Source organism: Roseibium sp. M-1, assembly GCF_054515675.1.
This window is the reverse complement of sequence record NZ_CM137257.1, coordinates 5940048-5958299: the sequence shown is the minus strand read 5'-3', so window position 1 is coordinate 5958299 and position 18252 is coordinate 5940048. Positions and strand designations below refer to the sequence as shown.

18 protein-coding genes are annotated in these 18252 nt (G+C 57.2%); 13 read left to right on the top strand and 5 right to left on the bottom strand.

The genetic code is table 11. The features are described 5' to 3' along the window. Positions 1-88: 88 nt before the first annotated feature. The 5 genes from ACX3M4_RS26850 to ACX3M4_RS26830 form a co-directional block, all read right to left on the bottom strand. The gene (locus ACX3M4_RS26850; protein WP_459355986.1) at positions 89-880 is read right to left on the bottom strand and encodes a transporter; all 792 of its coding nucleotides are present in this window, start codon (positions 878-880) and stop codon (positions 89-91) included. A 49-nt stretch (positions 881-929) separates the two neighbouring features. After that, positions 930-2447, bottom strand: coding sequence for a DUF1254 domain-containing protein (locus ACX3M4_RS26845; protein ID WP_459355985.1), 1518 nt, complete (start codon positions 2445-2447; stop codon positions 930-932). Between the two features lie 90 nt (positions 2448-2537). After that, positions 2538-3971 carry a DUF1254 domain-containing protein gene (locus ACX3M4_RS26840; RefSeq protein ID WP_459355984.1) on the bottom strand — a complete coding sequence of 478 codons (1434 nt, stop codon included), beginning with the start codon at positions 3969-3971 and terminating at the stop codon, positions 2538-2540. A gap of 222 nt (positions 3972-4193) precedes the next feature. Beyond that, positions 4194-5807 (bottom strand): DUF1254 domain-containing protein, encoded by a 1614-nt coding sequence (locus tag ACX3M4_RS26835; protein WP_459355983.1) that lies wholly within the window; start codon positions 5805-5807, stop codon positions 4194-4196. A 103-nt stretch (positions 5808-5910) separates the two neighbouring features. Further along, entirely contained in the window at positions 5911-6267 is a 357-nt protein-coding gene (locus ACX3M4_RS26830) for a helix-turn-helix domain-containing protein (RefSeq protein WP_459355982.1), read from the bottom strand. 88 nt (positions 6268-6355) lie between these two features. On the opposite strand from ACX3M4_RS26830, the gene ACX3M4_RS26825 reads away from it, so the two are divergent. The 13 genes from ACX3M4_RS26825 to ACX3M4_RS26765 all read left to right on the top strand — a co-directional run bounded on the left by ACX3M4_RS26825 (position 6356) and on the right by ACX3M4_RS26765 (position 18199). Beyond that, positions 6356-7378, top strand: a complete 1023-nt coding sequence (locus ACX3M4_RS26825) for an AraC family transcriptional regulator (protein WP_459355981.1) — start codon at positions 6356-6358, stop codon at positions 7376-7378. Between the two features lie 1428 nt (positions 7379-8806). Further along, the gene (locus ACX3M4_RS26820) at positions 8807-9109 is read left to right on the top strand and encodes a hypothetical protein (RefSeq protein WP_459355980.1); all 303 of its coding nucleotides are present in this window, start codon (positions 8807-8809) and stop codon (positions 9107-9109) included. Next, a complete protein-coding gene (locus ACX3M4_RS26815) occupies positions 9103-9861 on the top strand; it encodes a nucleotide-binding protein (RefSeq protein WP_459355979.1) in 759 nt (252 codons plus the stop codon). Before ACX3M4_RS26820 ends, ACX3M4_RS26815 begins: the two co-directional genes overlap by 7 nt. Then, positions 9858-10319 (top strand): hypothetical protein, encoded by a 462-nt coding sequence (locus ACX3M4_RS26810; RefSeq protein ID WP_459355978.1) that lies wholly within the window; start codon positions 9858-9860, stop codon positions 10317-10319. Before ACX3M4_RS26815 ends, ACX3M4_RS26810 begins: the two co-directional genes overlap by 4 nt. A gap of 14 nt (positions 10320-10333) precedes the next feature. Next, a complete protein-coding gene (locus tag ACX3M4_RS26805; protein ID WP_459355977.1) occupies positions 10334-10672 on the top strand; it encodes a TrbC/VirB2 family protein in 339 nt (112 codons plus the stop codon). A gap of 55 nt (positions 10673-10727) precedes the next feature. Further along, complete coding sequence (locus tag ACX3M4_RS26800) at positions 10728-11009, top strand: hypothetical protein (protein WP_459355976.1); 282 nt, start codon at positions 10728-10730, stop codon at positions 11007-11009. After that, positions 11009-13387 (top strand): VirB4 family type IV secretion system protein, encoded by a 2379-nt coding sequence (locus ACX3M4_RS26795; RefSeq protein ID WP_459355975.1) that lies wholly within the window; start codon positions 11009-11011, stop codon positions 13385-13387. Before ACX3M4_RS26800 ends, ACX3M4_RS26795 begins: the two co-directional genes overlap by 1 nt. Next, the gene (locus ACX3M4_RS26790) at positions 13342-14163 is read left to right on the top strand and encodes a hypothetical protein (protein ID WP_459355974.1); all 822 of its coding nucleotides are present in this window, start codon (positions 13342-13344) and stop codon (positions 14161-14163) included. The genes ACX3M4_RS26795 and ACX3M4_RS26790 overlap by 46 nt, the downstream gene beginning before the upstream one ends. 3 nt (positions 14164-14166) lie before the next feature. Next, positions 14167-15183 carry a type IV secretion system protein gene (locus ACX3M4_RS26785; protein ID WP_459355973.1) on the top strand — a complete coding sequence of 339 codons (1017 nt, stop codon included), beginning with the start codon at positions 14167-14169 and terminating at the stop codon, positions 15181-15183. Between the two features lie 46 nt (positions 15184-15229). Beyond that, entirely contained in the window at positions 15230-15397 is a 168-nt protein-coding gene (locus tag ACX3M4_RS26780) for a hypothetical protein (protein ID WP_459355972.1), read from the top strand. After that, positions 15397-16116 (top strand): VirB8/TrbF family protein, encoded by a 720-nt coding sequence (locus tag ACX3M4_RS26775; protein WP_459355971.1) that lies wholly within the window; start codon positions 15397-15399, stop codon positions 16114-16116. Before ACX3M4_RS26780 ends, ACX3M4_RS26775 begins: the two co-directional genes overlap by 1 nt. Then, positions 16113-17096 carry a TrbG/VirB9 family P-type conjugative transfer protein gene (locus tag ACX3M4_RS26770; protein ID WP_459355970.1) on the top strand — a complete coding sequence of 328 codons (984 nt, stop codon included), beginning with the start codon at positions 16113-16115 and terminating at the stop codon, positions 17094-17096. Before ACX3M4_RS26775 ends, ACX3M4_RS26770 begins: the two co-directional genes overlap by 4 nt. A 2-nt stretch (positions 17097-17098) precedes the next feature. Further along, on the top strand, positions 17099-18199 hold the full coding sequence (locus tag ACX3M4_RS26765) for a TrbI/VirB10 family protein (RefSeq protein ID WP_459359506.1): 1101 nt from the start codon (positions 17099-17101) through the stop codon (positions 18197-18199). Positions 18200-18252: the final 53 nt, after the last annotated feature.

The following is an 18252-nucleotide window of genomic DNA, read 5'->3' as shown; positions in this document are numbered from 1 at the left end:
TCCGTAAAAGTCATACTATTTTGATCTTGCCTCGACGACGCAAGTGGCACTCCGAATGACAACATACTGCTCCCGCTCCAAAACACGGCTATTTCGGGAAGAGGAAGGTTACCGCCGCTCGAGCTCCGAAACCCTCGGGGCCGTTGCTTGTACTTGCCGCGTAGTAGCGAACACCCGCCTGAAAGCTGATCGGCTGCTTGTCGATCGTGACGAGTTTTGAAACCATTGCGTTTATGGGGATCGACCATTCATCGGAAACCCAGTCGTAGGTGGACTCCGAATTCAAGGTGAATGTCCAGGCATCCCTGGTCGTGTAGGAAACAAAGGGCTGGATGAAGGTCGAATTCACATCGCTCCGGTTTTCATCACCTGCAAACGACCAGACGTGATTGGCGAGAGCACCAACTGTCCAAGGACCACTCTGGTGAAGTACGACGCCCGTGGGACCTGCACCCCATTTCCTGGAACTCAGCAAGTCGTCGGTGCCGGTCGGAACCAGGAGAACCGGCCCAAGGCCCCAGATCAGGCCACCTGGTCCCGGAGCCTGAGGAGAAACAAACAGGCTCTGCGTCGTATCGCCCAGTCCGAACTGGGTACCCGAGTTACCCGCTATATCATGCTGCCAGGCTACCGGGACGATGGTTCGGGAAATCAGGTTCCAATGCTCGTTCAGGGTTATCGGGATAACCGGCTGGATGTTCAAGGTTATCTTGTTGCCATCCGATGGACCAATCCCCTGATCGTAATTCCATTGCAACGGCACGCTGATCAGCGCAGCAACCGGGTTGGAAAGCTTCTTGGCCAAATCAGCATCTTCGGCGGAGCCCGAAGCTGATGAGCCAACAAGAATTGCGGTCGCAATCAAAACGCGTGTCAACATGTCTTCACCAGATCTATTGCTTCAGTGGTCGAAACGAGAAAACGTTGTCTTACTCTGTGAGTTCGATCTCGCCTGGCTTCCATGACTTGTCGAACCAAGATTCCAACGGCCCGTAGAGGCGCAGGACGACGTTCCAGCCTTTGCCGGGCACCGTCTGGACCCAATTGTTCTCATGGCCTTCGGGCGCCGTTGGACCGAACCAGACATCGACTGAAGAATCGGGGTTGATCACGATGTTCTTCTTGTCACTGCCTATGCTGGGGAATTGCTGGTCCGTCTGCAGCATTGAGCGGGTCTGATTGTCATATACGACGAACGACCAGAAATCCTTCGCAGGAATATCTGGCGGCAGATGTACCTTGTAGGTCTTGCTGCCGTCGAGAGGTTGCTTTTGGGCATCCACCGTCGCCGCAGCGTATTGTGACCCGATGCCGACGCGCTTGATCGCCATAGCCGGCGTGATTCCGGTAGCGTAATAGTGAAACAATACCCGAGCATCGAGAAAACGTACGCCGGGCTGTAGGAGAAACTCGTAGCTGCCGCCGACAAAGCCCGTAAACCACGCGCTGCCGGGGTAATAATAAGCGTCTTTCAGCCGCGACTTGAACGTGAGCGTGCGCGCAGTCCCGTTCCCGACAGCCACGGCTTCCGTAAGGATCTTCTTCATTCGCTCGTCAGGCGCGAATGGTTTCCCTTTTTCGATGCCGATGGAGGCGAGTTGCCCAAGCACTTCCGGGTGGTAGGCTTCATTGGGCTCATACTGAACGATGTCGTTCACTTCCTGGTAGAAATGAAAGTCATTTGCATGGATGGTGTTGAATTCCTTGCCGGAACCGTTGACGAAGTTCATGGGTGGAGGGCTATCCGCGTCCGAAAGTCGATAGACCTTGAACAGTTTCTTGGTGTTCCCGACTGCGGGTACCGTGCTTCCGTTCTCAAGGAAGCCCCGGAAAAAGAGCAGGTTGCCATAGGTCGCCGACCGCAGCACGAAATAGCCGCCCGGCACTTCTTCATCGTAGCCCGGAGGCAACAGTAGATACTTTCCACCCTTGCCCTTGTCCGGCCCGGCATTGCCGACGTCGCCGACATATTCGAACCAGTGGTTGTCGATGAAGCCGAGAATGTTCGGCGGCGTCTCGATCACAAGAGGTCCAGCCTTGGTGTCAAGCCACATCAGATTATAGATGCTTTCCGTGTTGCCGGTGAGGAACAATGAATGTGAGTCCATCAGGTCTTCAAAGATCAGGATGGACTGGTTGTTGTCGACACCTTGGCTGGCAAGGCCATTGCGGAAAGCTTCCATGGATGCACCAGGCATGGCATTGAGAAAAGCTTCAACGCCGCGCATGAAGTCGAGATTGTCGTAAAGCTTCTCTGAAGTTTCGTCGTCCGGAAATCCGTCGAAGAAATTTAGCTTGCCAAGTCGGGTGTCGACGCTTTCCGGCGTTACAATCGACTGTGGGATCGGAGTTGTCATTTTCATGTGGGGCGCTTCTGCGGCGGCACCGCCCAATCCAACCAGCAACGCCACAGTGGTGACGCAAAGCAGTCCCGACATGTTTTTCATAGTTCCATTCTCCTCGCCGCTCAGTGTGCGAATTCATCATTGTACTCGTGGCGCCTAATACGGCGCCACGGTTCGACATATTCGCAGCGGCTATTGCGCCACTTCGAGCGCCGGTGGCTGCCAGGAGCCCTTGCCGACCGGCAGAATGGACGGCGCCTCGGTCTTCGGCCAGTACATCCGCAACGCCAGATAGATCGGCCCATCCGGAGCCGGCAGCCAGTTCGTCTCCCTTTCTTTTCCGGGAGAATCCTTCTGAATATGGAGTGTCAACGAACCGTCGGCATTCTTCTTCAGGTCAGACAACATCGAGGAGTTGATGAGGTAGCGGTTGATCGGATTCTTGATCAGGAGCTGCGTCTTTCCATCATACATTGTCAACGACCAGAATGCGTTGACGGGCGGCAAGGATCCGGCGGCAAATGTCAGCGTGTAGTCCTGCTTGCTGCCGTCGAGCTCGTCGCCATTGGCGGTGTTCCTGCCGAGGATATAGACCGCTTCAGCCGCATCGTTCCCGTATATGCCCGCCGAGGCGCCGGCTGCCCGCTTGACCCAATCACCGTCGATAAAGGGGGCATCTCCCCAAAGATCGCTGACTGACCATCCATTCGCTTTGAAAAGCTTCTGCCCGAGGTATTCCTTCACCTTGGCCTCGCCATCGCGCATGCCAAGCGCGATTTCGATTCTGTGCCCAAGCGGCAAATCCTTGAACTGGAACGATTTGCCTGGTCCGACACCGATCCTGGCGAGCTTTGCGCGAATTTCTGCCTCGGCGGGAGTGGCGGGGGCGAATTGCAGGGCAAAGTCCAGATACTCGAAGAAATTGGTCTTGACGAGATCCTTGTCCACCTTTGGAAAGTCGACGGCCGGAGCCTGTGCAGGGGAAGGCTTGCCCAGGTATGTCGACAGCGTGCTTACCTTGTAGCCCGCCTGAACCTTTTCGACATTTGGCATGTCATCGGAGCCGAAAAGCTGGGTGCGATAGACCGCGAGAGAGAATTGCGTCGACGACTGAAAGACCTTCTTGATGCCGTCAGGCGTCTCACCCTTCCAGTCGGGGCCGACAACCATGTAGTCGCCGGCGTCATTGCCCGTCGCGCGGCTGCCTATGTAGCCGTAGTTGTAGGTGTTGCCGTCGATCAGTTGGACTGAGTAGTAGCGATTGCTCTCGACCGCAGGTACCGACAGGACAACCGGCTCAGCCCGCAGATCTAGCGACGCGACCGAGTACGGCGTGTCGCTGTTCGGGCTTATGACCGTCGTATCCTTGTAGGTGTAGACACGAGCTTCATTCTTAATCTGATTGAAGGGTGCTTTAAACTGCCCCGAATCCTGATCGATCGCATAATCGTACATGATCGCATAATCCATGACGATCGGCAGGCCGTAGACATAACCCTCCTCGGCGATTGATTTGGTCTCCTGTACCCCTGGCCAATCGTCAGCCATTGCGGGTGCGGTCACCGCTACCAATGTCGCGAGGGTCAGACAGCCGCTCGCCTGCTTCAACCAATAATCAAACCGCATAAGAATTCTCCACAGTTGTCGCTCCAATGGCCGGCCCCCAGCGCCCGACAACTTTGGTTGGGTACGCGTGAGCAATGGCACCAGCTTGCCGATGGGTACGAGCCGGCTAACTGCAAGGTGTTGAAGTCATGACAGAATTTTCATTGATCAGCGGCGCGGTCGGAATTTGGCGCGCCGCCGATCGGGGCCGATATTATTCTGTATTACTGGCAGCGATATCCGTCACTGCACCAATTCGACTTCGCCGGGCTGCCAGGACTTGTCGAAGAACGAGGGTAGGGGGCTGTAGAGGCGCAGGATATTGAACCATCCCTTCTTCGGATCGGTCTGGATCCAGTTACCACGGGCGACGCCTTCAGGCTGGTCCGGGGCGAACCAGACCGTCGTCGTGCCGTCTTGGGCTGCTTCAGCCGCGGGCGAGGGATAGCTCTGGCTGCCAGCGCGCGGATACTTTTGAGGCGTCGCCAGCATCGAGCGTGTTTGATTGTCGTAGAGCGTGAACGACCAGAAGGCCCCCGCCGGGATATCCTTGGGCAATGTCACCTTGTAAGTCTTCGAACCATCGAACGGATCACCCTTGGCGTCGCTGAAGGCGAGAAGATACTGCGACCCAACACCCGGGATCTGCATGATCATCCCCGGGGAATCGAGTGTATAGGCGTAGTAGAACCAGGTCCGTGCATCGAGCGTCCGGGCGCCGGTCGGCGGCAGCGGCTTGAACATGCCGTCCTCGAAGGCGGGCGGCGGCGTTTCGAAGAACGCGCCACCCTGCCAAAGTGGCAGGTACCACTGCGAGCCCGGATAGCGGACCCAGTCCGGGTTTTCCTCAAGACCTCGCCATTGCAACGCGCGACCGACCCCCTGGCCCACGGTGGCGGCATCGGTGAGGATCTTCTTCATCCGGTCATCCGGGGCAAATTCCTTGCCGTGGGCAATGCCAATAGCGGCAAGCTGACCGGAGAGTTCGATGTCATAGCTCGTCGCCGGCTCGTTCTGAACGTTCTCGTTGATCATCTCGAAGAAGCCGTAGTCGCTGGGAGGGATCGTATTGAACGACTTCCCGCTGCCGTTGATGAACTTCATATCGGGTTTGGTCGGCTCGCCGGCCAGCTTGACCTCACCCTTCAACGCCTCGGCGATAGAAGTCCCGTAGCTGCCGGGAGCGTAGGGGTAGATTTTCAGGTTCTGCTTAATGTTGGCGACGGCAGGCTTGGGGTCATCTCCGTCGGCGAGGAAGGCCCGCATGGCGTAGAGGATCGTTGTTGTTTTGGAATGAGCGACGAAAAATCCGCCTTCCGGCAGCGGGCCGTCGTAGTCGGGTCCGACGATCAGGTACTTGCCGCCTAGTCCGCGGTCAGGACCCGGCTTACCTACGTCGATCACCCAGGAAAACCACATGTCGTTGATTGTGCCGAGGCCGTCGGTCGGCTGTTCGATCACCACCGGTCCGTCCGACAGGTCCACGTAACTGAGATAGTAGACGGTGTCGGCATTCCCGGTCAGAAATAGCGAGCTTGCGTCTAGCAGCTCCTCAAAGATGATCACGTCGCCGCTACCGGCGCCCAGCTCTTTGAAACCCTTGACCAGCCCCAGCGCCGAGGCGCCGCGGAAACTGTTGTTATAGACGGTAAGCGCGTTGGTGAAATCGAGTGTGTCGAAAACCTTTTTGGCGGTCTCGGCGCTCGGTACGCCATCTTTGAAGTTGAGAGTGCCGATGCTGGTCTCAACGCTTGCCGGGGCGGACAGCTTTTCGAGAGTCTTCTGGCTCACATCAGCCCATGTCGGGCTGAAGGAGGCGCTGAGCGCCAGGCAGCTGATGAGTGGAAAACGAAACATTCTCAAATTCCTTTACAAAATAAAGGGTGCGACGCCTAAGTCGGCCGGCAGGAAGCGTAAGTTTTCAGGAACAGTCTGTCCGCCCATTTCGCGCCACCTGGTTTCAATTCTTGGATGGCCACCCAAATTTTCTCCGAAAGATCCGGGGTGAGCAGCCAGCCCATCGGGCAAAGGCGCGTGAAAAGCCGCTGGGCGTGCTGTAGCCGCTCCTTGCCGCAATCTCCTGCACGTCCAGATCGGTCTTGCAAAGTAGGACACGGGCAATTTCAAGCCGGCATTCTTCAACGATCGCGCGCAAGCTTACGCCCTGGTCTGCCAACTGGCGTTGAAGCGTCCTGGAACTGGCACCGAGTTGGGCAGCAATCTGACTGACCGAGACGGGACCCGATAGAGCAAGTGTCGCCGCGACGGTTCTTACCCGAAGGGGATCAGCGAAAGATTCTTTCTCACGTAAGGGCATGCATGTTAAAACCTGTGAACGCATCCAGAAGGTGACACATTGCGACGGTTCACTCTGCCCATTTAACGCCAACGCGAGTAACAAGTTGATGGAAATTGCGATCGTCAGGGCGGCGCATTTGCACCTTTATCTCGAGGAACTCAAGGAGATCGGTGTACCTGTCGAAAGCGAGCTAGCGCGTTCGCGCCTGCCGCACTGGACCCTCGACGATCCTGATGCTTATGTCAGTTTTGCACTTTGTCTCGAATGGCTCGCCAGTTGCAGCCGCGACTTCGAGCTGATGGATTTTGGTTACCTGTCAGCCAGACGCGCAACTCTGGGGTCGCTGAGTCCGGCATTCTTGCGTGCGATCCTCGACGCGCCAACCGGGTTCGCGCGTTTCAAGGCATTCCTCCGCTGCGCGTCCCTTGAGGACAACGTTCTGTCAATCCGAATGCAGCCCGAGGGTGACCAGGTCCGGGTGATCAGCACAATGGAAGGGTTCCAGAACAATCCTTTCATTGGTCTAGCCGAATGGGTAGACCTCCAGGCGATGATCTCGATCGTCCGAAGCGTTGCGGGACCTCTCTGGTGTCCGCAGGAGATGACTTTCGTTTCGCGTCAGCGTCCGACACCCATTGTACAGGAAGCATTTCCGAACACGCATATTCTGGTGGGCAAACCTTGCACGTCGATCCTGGTCAGCAAGGATTTGCTTGCTCGACCATGCACGCGTGACTTTGGTGTTGCGGCGGACGACGCGAATCTCCAAACCAGAGCAATTCCGGACGAAGACATTGCGGAATGGAATTTTGCAATGGCTCTACGGGAAGTCGTTCGGCCCTATCTGCCTGGCGGGTATCCCGCCCTACGCGAAATGGCAGAAGCGTTGCAGATGAGCGAACGAACGCTCCAGCGGCGGCTGCAGCACAGCGGTCGATCCTATTCAGACATCGTGCAGGAGGCACGTTTCGATCTTGCGCGTGCACTGCTCGTTGATCCTTCGACGAGGATTATCGACGTTGCGCTGGCTGTGGGCTACGAGAACCAACAGCATTTTGCTCGGGCATTCCGGCGGATCGCAGGCGTCTCCCCGACTGGTTTCCGCAGGTCAATCGCCGAAATGGGATAAGTGTGGAATCCAAACGGTTGTTCACTCGCATTGAAGTTCCGAAACTGGTTGGTGATCAAACACAGTTAGTTTCGGGGTTGATGGAATGAACAACCATTTTGGATTCCACACCTAGGGTAGATCTGATCAGCCAGAAGCCGTGCCTCGCCAGCTTTAGGGCGTCGGTCGCCTAAGTGGCTGGCATCATATTGCGAGTGTTAGTTGGGCGCCACATGGCATTGCTATCGAAATGGCAAGCGAGCTTGATGTCGCGCCCGTACAACCGCTTCCAGCGCATAGCCGCCGCTTGCGCAAGTCGCAGCGAATGACCGCTTCCCGCCCAGTCAGGACCTCATTGCAAAGCGCGGCGAATGGCTGCTTAGGGGCTTTGAATTTAAGATCACGAAAGACCATGATGAGGGCGCTTTGCTGTCATTGAAACATTAGGTGTTGAATGATCACTCCGGGCCGAATGCAACCGTGCGAGCAGCTCTCACAAATGTCCGCTTCGCTGGTTCAGCAACCGGAACTTGCCAATCCCCTCCAGGCTTCAAGCCGGACACCTTGGTGCTAGATCACACGCGGTTAGCAATTCATCCGCGGTAGCCAACGAATGACCTGAAAATCCTCCCTTTCGCCGCCGTCAGCTAGAAAAAGGCTGGCGAGTTGGACTTGCGTAAATTCGGGTCAATTTTGAGTTATATGTTTGTCTTCTACTTTTATCGCTGTCTTACGCTGTTCTCACGGATTGTCGTAAAGCCGCGGGAAACTCAGGAAATTTCCAAACCATCTTATCAAAACATATACAATTCAATGACTTGTTTTGCTGAGTGGTTACAACCCTGTACAACGACCGATGAGATTTGATGTTCGGCGACAACTTTGGATATGCTTTAGGACAACTGAGGGTTTTTGCGTACTTTTTCGGAATTGGGTAAGACGGCAAGATAGAGAAAGTGAGGCACTTTCTGGATGCATGACCTCTTGAACTCATTCATTTTGCTAACTTATTCGCCTTCGTCTCAACGCAGAAACCGCCGCTGCGGGAGGTTTAACCCAGCCTTAAGCATCAATTTATCGCTGTGGAAAACTCGCCTAGATTGACAGAATAAAAGATGTACAACCAAGTCGTCGGATCGTAGAACAGATCCCGTTAGCAGCTCAGGCGGTCCTTATGTGGAAGTCAGGACCGCCCGAGCCTAGCGAACACCAAAATCGTCCTTTGATGTCCGCGTAAGGAGACCCCTACAAACTCCGTTTGGTCTGTATTGGCCGTATCAGCTTTCGGCAGGCTGATGCGTTTTTAGCTGAATCGCGCCGACTTTGCGGCCAGTACAACCATCTTTCAATATTCATCAACAACATTGAGGGCGTTCTGCTTCAGAACGTTAACGACCCATGACGTCTACATCTTCCGGTGTTGGACGGGCTCCTTGGGGTCAGGCTCCCATGGAGCTTGTGACCAATTATGCTCAAATCAAGACCATCGTCGACAGCTCTCCATCACTCAGATCAGCCTTCAACCGGTTGCAGGCGGAAGGGTTGGTCACCGTCAAGTATGACGCTTTCGCCAAATCCTGGAAGAAGATGCAGGCAAAGAAAGCTGACAAAGCCGCTCAGAGCCCGGCTGCTAAGCAACAGGTTTGCGATCAGACGCCTTCGGCCACACCGCCAAAGGTCAGAAAACCGCTCCCGGAAATCAACAAGTTTACAGTGCCAACCGGTTCTGACGGGGTGCGAGACCAATGGTGAAAACCGTCCATCTTGTCATGCAGGGCAAGGGCGGTGCCGGCAAGAGCCTCACGTCCTCCATGCTCGTTCAGTATCTCCATTACGCCGATCACAGGGTGCAGGCGATTGACCTCGACCCGACCACGCCTACCCTTTCCGCAATCAAGGGTCTGAAAGCTTTGCCGATCCAGATCATGGACGGCGACGATATCAATCCGCGCCTCTTCGATCACTTGATGACACGGGTTTTCGAGGCTCCGGAAGAGACTCATACGGTCATCGATACAGGCACCTCCTCCTTCATCGCGACCTGTTCTTACCTTGCCGAGAACAACGCTTTTGATCTCTTGCAGAGCTTCGATGTCCGAGCGTTCATTCACTGCCCTATCTGCGGCGGCGCTGCGCTCGACGACACCTTTAACAGCCTGCTTGCCATTCTTGGTCATTTTCCGGATGTGCCGGTTGTCGTCTGGCTCAACGAGTTCTTTGGCCCGGTTGCGAATGAAGGGCGCAGCTTTGAAGACAGTAAGATCTATCAGGACAATCGAGACCGGATTGCAGCCGTGATGTGCCACCCGCGTGTTCAGGCCGGGACGTTCGGAGAAGACATTCGGGCGATGATGAAGGCCAAGCTCACCTTCGATGAAGCCATCAGCTCGAACGACTTCAACGTGATGGCGCGCCAGCGTCTCAAGATCTACTGGACCAGAGCGATCGAGCGTCTGGACAGTGCCGCCTTCCTAAATGCCATCGAGCAGGAGGCAGCTCAATGAGCGCTGCAGCTGTGCAGAAAATCGATCCTGCCGTCACCGAGCAGTGGAAGCAGATGACGCTCGAGGAGGCAATCGAGGTTGCCCATCGGGAAACAGGAATATCCTATCAGAAGGATGATCCGATCCTGGCAGTGGTCTCGATCCTGAATGCCTTCGGGGATCGCCTCAAGGGACTCCTGGAAGACGAACGGAACCGGGTTTCCCATCAGTTCCAGAACGACGTTTCCGGGGTGAATGAGGCCATCGATCACAAGGTCGATGACATTGCGAGCACCATCCAGAAAGTTGCCCGGAACCTCGGCAACGACAACATCCAAACCGTCGTCTCGGCTGTCGCACAGCATGCGGTAGAATCCGACCGGATTGTCCGGGCCATCCGCAAGGCCTTTGTCGGCTTTAGCACCCTCGCGATCACCAACTGGCTGGCTGTCGCCGCCTTTTATCTCATCCTGAAATAACAAGGATTTTCGAAATGAGGTTTCTCAAGAGACTCGGACTCTGCCCAACACTTCCCTCAAAGGTAGAATTTGAGAGATCTACTCTCAAACTGATTGTAGCTGCCGCTGCGTTGTTCCCGGCTCGCGCGATGGCACAGGACTGGTCCGCACCGGCGACGAGCATGCTGGAATCTCTCGAAGGCGGGTTGGTCAGCATCGCCGCCCCTGTGATCGGCGTTGGCGTCATCATCTACGGCATTTGGGCGATGGTCACCGGTCGCATCGACATCATGCGGCTGGCGCAGCTTGTCGGTGCCGGGGCGCTCGTGATCTTCGGCCCGACCGCGCTTCGCGCCCTTCTCTCGGCAGCTTGAGAAGGGGCGAGGCATGAAAGCGCAAAGTCCAATCGCACTCCACATCCAGGAGCCGATGAAGATCCTCGGCATGCCACCGCTCCACGCAGCCCTGGTGATGATCGGTGAACTCCTGCTCGCGACCACTGGCGGGTTTCTGGCCGGAAATGTGGTGGGCTTTGCGCTTGTCGTGCTCACCACCCCACCAGCGGTCGCCTGGATCATCCTGCTGCGGCGGAAGGAGCCGCATTGTGAAGCTCTCCTTCTGCATCCGGCAACCTTCTTCCAGGCGAAGAAAGTCCGCCTCCTGATCGCTGGTTTCCCGCTCAAAACTTCAAACAAGAAAGCAACTCAATAATGCTGCTTGGCATATTTTTGACAGGCGCAGCCGCCGTTGGAGCTGCCACGCTCGCCAGTTCCAGAGGCCGCAAATATCTGCTCGGCGACGTGGAACAGGACTGGCTGGCGAACGAGCTGGAATTCGATCAGTTGCTTGCTGATGGCCAGACCGTTTCGCTGAAAGACGGTTCCTTTGTCCGTGTGTTTTCGCTCGCCGGCCTCTCCTATGAAACCCGAAGCGTTCCGGAACAGGAAGCCCTTGCCCGCGGCCGGGCCAGCACCTTCAACCAGTTTCTGTCGGCTGGATCTTCCCTGCGTCTCTTCGGCATCAAACGGCGGCGGGATGTGAGCTTCCAGGCCGACTGGCCGTCCATCACCTTAAAGCAAGTTGGGGATGCCGAGCAGCGGCTCTATCAAAACGCCTATTCGCTGGTCTGGTATCTGGCCCTGACAACCAAAACGTCGACCGAACTCGAAAAAACCACGCGCGGAATGATGAGTGGGTTCACGGACTACAACATCCGTCCGGTCAGCGCTGCTCAGGAACTCAATCATCCTTGCGAACTCACCCGCGTTCTCAACTACCTTGTTTGCGGTGAGCTGAAACCGGAGATCGCTCGCCTCAGCGCCGGGATCAGCGCCAACCTGCCGGCGTCCGACATTCATGTTTCGACGGACGGCGCTATAGATACCTACACCCCACACAAGACCTTCAACAGGGTCATTGCCGTGCGCGGCTGGCCGGAAACGGTGTCCGGAATGCTGGTGTCCCGCCTGCTCGCGCTCAGTGGCGAGATCGAGGTGTGCCAGGTCATCAAGCCGCTCGACAACACCAAACAGATTGCCCTCTTCACCCGCCAGATTACCGAGCAGAGGCATAACTTTTTCGGGACGGGCGCGGTTCTGGCCGAACTTGAGACCGTGAACGAAGACCTCCTCAACAACACCCATCAGCTGCAGGAAACGCAGTTTCAGATCACGCTGCGGTCCGATAGTGAGGCCGGGTTGATTGCCCTGATCGATCAGGCGACATCGATCCTCGACAATGCGAGGGTCCGCTACAACATCGAGACGGCTGGAGCGGCAACCGCCTGGTTCAACCGCATGCCCGGCCGGGACAAGCTGCTGCGCCCCCTGAAAATCACGGAAAGCAATGTCGCGGCGCTGTGGCCGTTCCAGTTCTCCCCGATCGGTCTGTGTTCCAGCCCGTTCGGCGACCGGCCGGTGAGGCTCTTCAAGACGCCCACTGGTCAGAACTATGCCTTCCAGTTCCATGTCTCGGACAAACCGCAGTCACCTGGCAACTATCTGATGTTCGCTCCGACCGGCGGCGGCAAGTCCACGCTGATCCTGCATTTGCTCGGCGGACTCGCGAAGTTCAGTGGCGTGCGCAACTACGTATTCGATTCCAAGGATGGTGCACGCTTCATGATCGAAGCGTTTGGCGGAACCTATCAGGGCTACCAGGACCTCGCGCTCAACCCGCTCGACATCGATCTTGCCGACAAGTCCGCCCGTCACAGGGTTCGTCTAATTCTGCAGGCGATGCTGGGCGAAGCCTTCGACGAAAACATGGACGACCATCTTCACACCGCGCTCGACATGGCCGCCGAGCTCGAACCGGGCCTCAGAACCCTCGACAACATCTATGGTGCGGCCTTTCCGGCGCAATCAGAAATCCGGCGCGCGTTTGCAAAGTGGATAAAGGGCGACGACGGCGCCGAGGGTCAGTTCTCCCACGTCTTCAACGCCCCGCGCGATCAAATCACCGGGTTTCTCCAGAAATCCTTCCTTGTCGGCATCAACATGAACGAGGCGCTGATGGATCCTGTCCTGGGACCGCCTGTCGTCGCACATATCTCCGCAGCGATTTCCGCGGCCGCGAAACAAGGCGAAGGCGGCTTTTCCATCTTCATCGACGAAGCGGCGAATTTGCTGCGCAACAACGGGTTTCGATCCGTTGTCCGGGAGATGTACCAGGAATACCGCAAGCTGAATGGCCTGGTCGGTCTCGCCTTTCAGGAGCCGGGTGCACTGCTGGAATTCGATGGCGCAACGGCCATGATCGAGAACGCGCAGACGCTGTTTTTCCTGCCGAACTCCCAGGCCAAGATCGAAAATCTCGAACCCTTCAATTTGTCTCACGAGCAGATCGCGTTCATCAAGGGTGAAGGCGACATGAAGGGCGGGCGGCAGGTGCTCGTAGTGAAGCGCTTCGAGGCCGCGAATTTCAACGAAAGCACGATCTTGGACGTCGACCTGTCGGGCCTCGGCGATGCCTTGCGCTTCTACCGGTCAGGGCCTTCCGCGGTGAAGGAACTAGAACGAACCAAACAGCAATGGGGTAACCAATGGCTCGCAAATCTCCGAAGACCACGCTGGCATGCCTGCTGGTGACAGCGGCTTTTGTCACGCCGGCGGCAGCCACCATGGCCGTCATTGATGTGAAAAACATCGCCGAGGCGCAGAAGCAACTGATGACTATGAAGGACCAGTTGGACTCCCTGAAAGATCAGCTGAAGACCGCCAAGGAAAGTCTTTCGGTGGTGACCGATCAGTTGAAGGTCGTCCAGGAAGCCAAGGGCATTGCCGACGAGACCCTGTCGTCCATCGGCAGCATCGGCAATCTCTCTATACCGTCCCTCAATTTCCAATCGCTTGCTTCCAGCGTCTCCGGGGACATGGCTTGCCTGATCCCTGACTACAAGAAGCTCATGCCATCCATCAAGCTGGAGGACGTCGACTTCGGTTCGATCTGTGAACGCGGCAACGCCTACAAGTCCGGACTGGTCGCGACACCGGAGTCCCTGACCGAGGGGACCTGGGAGCAAAAGTCCAACGTGCAGAAGTCGGTTCATCAAAATCGCATTGCGACGATCACGGACGCCACCGTCAAAGGGTTGGCGCAGTCCGACGAAGCCCATGAGACGGCTGTCAAAACACTCGAGACCGCCCAGGAGTACAAGAGCGCCGGTCAGACCGCCGAGACGGTTCAGGATCGGCTCCAAGTCCTCATCGAACTGGAGGTCGCGCAGCTCGTCGCCACGGCCCAGACCAATCAGATCCTCGCACAAATGCTGAAGATCCAGGCGTCGGATGCCCTCAACAACGGGGTTCCGATCGCCAGCGAAGTCGCCGAGACCCGCAAGTACAACGGCGAAAGCGAGGAATAGGCCATGGCGACAACCGGCTGCAACATCTGCGCGATTTTCACTGCCTACCAGAGCCACGCTGAATCGACACTCGACACGCTTGTTTCGGCGATACATGGCCCGCTGCAAACCATTCTGATGGGCATTGTCGGCATTTGGGCACTCTGGATCGGCATTCAGGTCTTCGTAGGCACGCTCGATTTGGCGGGCGCTCTGAAACAGGTCCTTTTCATGGTGCTCGGCTTTGGGGTCTATATCGGCCTACAGGGCGGCCTGATCAGCGAAACTTTCAACGTATCCGTCAACGTGATGGGCGGCCTTGCCAGTCAGATCATGGGTCAGGGCGGTGCTGGTCTTTCCGGATTGGATGCTTTGCTTCGCGGTGTGGAAACCGGCATTGGCGGCGTCTTCAACATTGCGACAGCCATCATGGGTTCGGGCGGTTGGACGGATGCCCCAAAATACATTCTCTACGGCGTCGCGCTTCTCCTGCCCTACGTCATCCTGTTGGTGCTCTTTCTGGCACACACGGCCGTTTCCCTCTTCCGCCTGACAGTCATCCTCGGCATCTCACCGTTTCTGGTGGGTCTTGCCGCTTTTCCCTTCGGCCGTAATCTGATCGCAGCCGGCGTCCGGACCATTGTCGGATCCATCGCCACAATGCTGTGTGTCTCCATCGTATTCTCGCTGGTCATCGCGAGCGTCGAAGGGCTTGGCGTCACCGGAGACGCAAACGTCATCGCTGAGGACTACATCGATCTCACGTCCGGCCAATTTTTGCTCGCCCTAATCATGGGATGGCTGGGAGCGGCACTGATTTCCGAAGCGGTCAACATTGCAGGACACGTATCCAGTTCGGTTCTAGGAACTGTTTCCGCCGGGATCATGTCGGCCGGTGCCATGCGCGGCGCATCGATAGGCGTTTCTGCTGGAAGGTCAACAGCCGAGGCGACCGGGAGAGCGGGAAGCTACATGCATGAAAAGAACTGGGCCTCTCCGCGACCGCGTCCGGGCGGAATCACCAGCACCGGCGGTTCGTAAGCATCGCTCTCATCCCTTCCATTCTTCGTTCCCAAGGTCTTCTTCAATGAAACACCTCAGACTCGTCCTGTGCCTGGGTTTCCTCGCTGCCGGCTGCGCCAAGGTGGAAATGCCGATCAAGCCCGACGGCATCGACAAGATGCGTAAGTCTCCTTGCGCCTGCACAGAGATTCAATTTCAGCCAGGTTCCTTCGAATGGGTGGAGGCAGCCTGATGGCGATCCTCACCCTTTCCCGGTCGGACCCGGCTTTGGATCCGGAGATCAGTCCGGAACCTAAGCACGCCAATGTCCTGGCGGCCGATCCCTTCGCCTATAAGACTGCCCACCGGCGCATGGCCTGGCTCTTGCGGCTGTCGGTTGGCATGAACGTTGCGCTCGCAATCTGCGTCGTTGCCTCCATTCAGGCGCTTGTTTCACTGGTACCGCTCAAGGAAACGGAAATCGCACTGCTGCGCGCCGATCCGAGCGACGACCGGATTTACCGGGTCGAGCCGATCTCCGTTGAGGTCGACGGTTTCGAGCTGATGCTTGAAAAGCTCGCCCGCCGTTACGTGCATCAGTTGCTCACCATCGACGATACGACCCAGAACACCCGCTTCAAGGAAGTCCGGACCTATTCGGATCCAGCCTTCTTCAACACGTATGTAAAGACCAACAAGACGATCATCGAGGAGGCGATCGAAGACGGTCTCAACCGCTCGATCACCATCAAGGGTGCCTACCAGGTCGATGCCTATGACGGCGTCTATCTCTATGTCGTCGAGTTTCTCCAGACAGACAGGATCGGCCGCGAACAGCCGAAGCGCCGCCACTTGCGCGCTTTCCTCGAAATGACACCCCGCCCTCATGACGTGACTGCTGCCGAGCGCTTCGAGAACCCGCTCGGTATCCGCGTCCTTGGGCTCTCCATCAAGGAGCAAGCTTCCAAATGATCTCCCGCTTTACTGCTGTATTGGTAGGTGCCACCATTGCCGGCAGCGCTCTTGCGCAAACACCGCTCGCACAAGGCCCGGCAACGCCCAGTGCTCCGGTTTTGACGACGACGCCGACCCAGCGGATTGCCGCTGCAAATTCGGCGGTCGCGTCCACGCTGCCTGTTGGCTCGGTCCCGCAAGCCCAGGCCCAGGCCGCCGGAAACTTCGGCCCCCTCGCCCGCCCCGACAGCATCGGAGGTCAGATCCAGGAAGCCTGGTCGAAGCCCGGCAAGAAACAGGGCATCCATGTCCAGAATTATTGCGGCGATTGCGTCTACAAGGTGCGGCTGCGGCAATACATGGTCAGCGCAATCCAGCTGCCAAAGGGTATAAAGATCAAGTCGGCCGATCTCGGTGACGCTTCCCGCTTCGAAGTCAAGAAACGTTCCGACAACACGCTGGCCGTCAAGCCGACCGGGTCCGGTGTCGACAGCTCGATGCTGGTCTACACCGACGATGGCGATGTCTATTCCTTCTATCTGCGCGCGGAAGGCATCAACTCGAAGATCGTCCCGGATGTTTCCTTCCGGATTGTCGGCCCACCAAGTGCCGGCATGTCCTTTGTGGAGTTTGACCCGCAGGGCAATCCTCTGCCGAACGGTGATGCGGCACTTGCCACCCACGGATCCAACGACTTCCTGCAGACCGCGAAATTCGATCCGGGCGCGCTGCGCGGCTGGGACCAGTACAAGCTCTGGGGCGACAGGAAGCTGCGGCCCGAGCAGGTCTTTCGGGACGATCACTTTACCTACATCCAGTTTGGAGAGAAGTGGAACGACCTGGAATTGCCGACCGCCTATGTCGTGGTCGATGGCATAGACGAGTTGGTCAATACCCGAGTCCAGGGAACCACTTTCATTGTCGAAAGCACGCACCGCCTGATCACCCTCAAGTCCGGCCAGTCCTTCATGTGCATCCAGTACAAGGGGGCCAAGTGATCATGGCCGTCTGCGAGATCCTTCTGGCGCTCGGCCTGACTTTCGGCGGCGCCTGTCAGCCGGAGCCGGCGCAACCACGTGGTCTCCCCGCCAGCGACCCAGCTGTGTTCACCTACGAAAAGCCCGAACCTTCGAGGCCCGTGCAGGAACCGACGGTAATCACGATGCCGCCGGTGATCATCGAAAAAGAAGTAATCAGGCAAGTCGAAGCGCCTCCGCCGCCACCCAAGGAGGTCGTTCGAACCGAGTATGTCACCAAATACCTCGAACCGCCCAAGGCCGTACCGCGTCAACCGACCGAGTACGAGTTGATGCTGCAAACGGCGTTGCGTGAGCGGGCCGTCATGCAGTCTCGGCTGAGCGGAGCAGACATCACCGGCGACTTTTCCGACGCGGGCAATCGGCCCCCGGTTCAGACCGCCAACCTTCCGGGGTTCCCTCCGCCCGAAGGCATCGACCCTCAGAACGACCGCTATTCCGCCCCGCCGCGCTATTCAACCGGTGCGGTGGACAACACCCGCATCCTGACTGCCGACCGCTACATCACAGGCATTCTGGAAAGCGGCATCAACAGCCAGCTCGCCGACAATGGCTCCGTTGTCGTCCAGGTCAGCCGGGATGTCTACGGCTACCACGGTCGCACAAAGCTGGTGCCAAAGGGTTCGCGGATGATCTGCGAATACGCCTCCGTTGACAAGGTTGGCCAGACCCGCGTCGGCTTCTCATGCAGCCGAATTCTCCTGGGCGAAAGCCGCGCCGAGATCTACCAGCTCAAGGCCCACATTGGCGACGCACAAGGCTATGCGGGCCTTTCCGGTGAAGTGAACAGCCGTTTCTGGGAAAAGTATGGCTCCGCCATCCTGACCACAGGCATTGGGACCGCCGTCGAGGCGGCCGTCTCCGGCTCACAACAAATCGACTCTTCGAATTCCAACATTGTCGCAGATGGCTTGTCCGGGGCCAGCGAGAATATTGGAACCATCACCGCGGCGCTCCTCGAGGACACCGTGGACCTCAAACCAGTCATCCGGATAGCCCAGGGCACACGCGTTCAAGTGCGCCCGAAGTTCGACTGGTACCTCGCCGATCCTACCCAAAATTAGGAAGACTGGAATGCGATACACTAGGACAGTGTCTTGCGGCCTGTTGGCGCTCT

Excerpts from the sequence above, each read along its gene's own strand:
- ACX3M4_RS26840 (WP_459355984.1), bottom strand. The coding sequence starts at position 3,971 with ATGCGGTTTGATTATTGGTTGAAGCAGGCGAGCGGCTGTCTGACCCTC.
- ACX3M4_RS26810 (WP_459355978.1), top strand. The coding sequence starts at position 9,858 with ATGAGCGCTGCAGCTGTGCAGAAAATCGATCCTGCCGTCACCGAGCAG.
- ACX3M4_RS26850 (WP_459355986.1), bottom strand. The coding sequence starts at position 880 with ATGTTGACACGCGTTTTGATTGCGACCGCAATTCTTGTTGGCTCATCA.
- ACX3M4_RS26830 (WP_459355982.1), bottom strand. The coding sequence starts at position 6,267 with ATGCCCTTACGTGAGAAAGAATCTTTCGCTGATCCCCTTCGGGTAAGA.
- ACX3M4_RS26835 (WP_459355983.1), bottom strand. The coding sequence starts at position 5,807 with ATGTTTCGTTTTCCACTCATCAGCTGCCTGGCGCTCAGCGCCTCCTTC.
- ACX3M4_RS26820 (WP_459355980.1), top strand. The coding sequence starts at position 8,807 with ATGGAGCTTGTGACCAATTATGCTCAAATCAAGACCATCGTCGACAGC.
- ACX3M4_RS26765 (WP_459359506.1), top strand. The coding sequence starts at position 17,099 with ATGGCCGTCTGCGAGATCCTTCTGGCGCTCGGCCTGACTTTCGGCGGC.
- ACX3M4_RS26790 (WP_459355974.1), top strand. The coding sequence starts at position 13,342 with ATGGCTCGCAAATCTCCGAAGACCACGCTGGCATGCCTGCTGGTGACA.
- ACX3M4_RS26815 (WP_459355979.1), top strand. The coding sequence starts at position 9,103 with ATGGTGAAAACCGTCCATCTTGTCATGCAGGGCAAGGGCGGTGCCGGC.
- ACX3M4_RS26845 (WP_459355985.1), bottom strand. The coding sequence starts at position 2,447 with ATGAAAAACATGTCGGGACTGCTTTGCGTCACCACTGTGGCGTTGCTG.
- ACX3M4_RS26825 (WP_459355981.1), top strand. The coding sequence starts at position 6,356 with ATGGAAATTGCGATCGTCAGGGCGGCGCATTTGCACCTTTATCTCGAG.
- ACX3M4_RS26800 (WP_459355976.1), top strand. The coding sequence starts at position 10,728 with ATGAAGATCCTCGGCATGCCACCGCTCCACGCAGCCCTGGTGATGATC.
- ACX3M4_RS26770 (WP_459355970.1), top strand. The coding sequence starts at position 16,113 with ATGATCTCCCGCTTTACTGCTGTATTGGTAGGTGCCACCATTGCCGGC.
- ACX3M4_RS26785 (WP_459355973.1), top strand. The coding sequence starts at position 14,167 with ATGGCGACAACCGGCTGCAACATCTGCGCGATTTTCACTGCCTACCAG.
- ACX3M4_RS26805 (WP_459355977.1), top strand. The coding sequence starts at position 10,334 with ATGAGGTTTCTCAAGAGACTCGGACTCTGCCCAACACTTCCCTCAAAG.
- ACX3M4_RS26780 (WP_459355972.1), top strand. The coding sequence starts at position 15,230 with ATGAAACACCTCAGACTCGTCCTGTGCCTGGGTTTCCTCGCTGCCGGC.
- ACX3M4_RS26775 (WP_459355971.1), top strand. The coding sequence starts at position 15,397 with ATGGCGATCCTCACCCTTTCCCGGTCGGACCCGGCTTTGGATCCGGAG.
- ACX3M4_RS26795 (WP_459355975.1), top strand. The coding sequence starts at position 11,009 with ATGCTGCTTGGCATATTTTTGACAGGCGCAGCCGCCGTTGGAGCTGCC.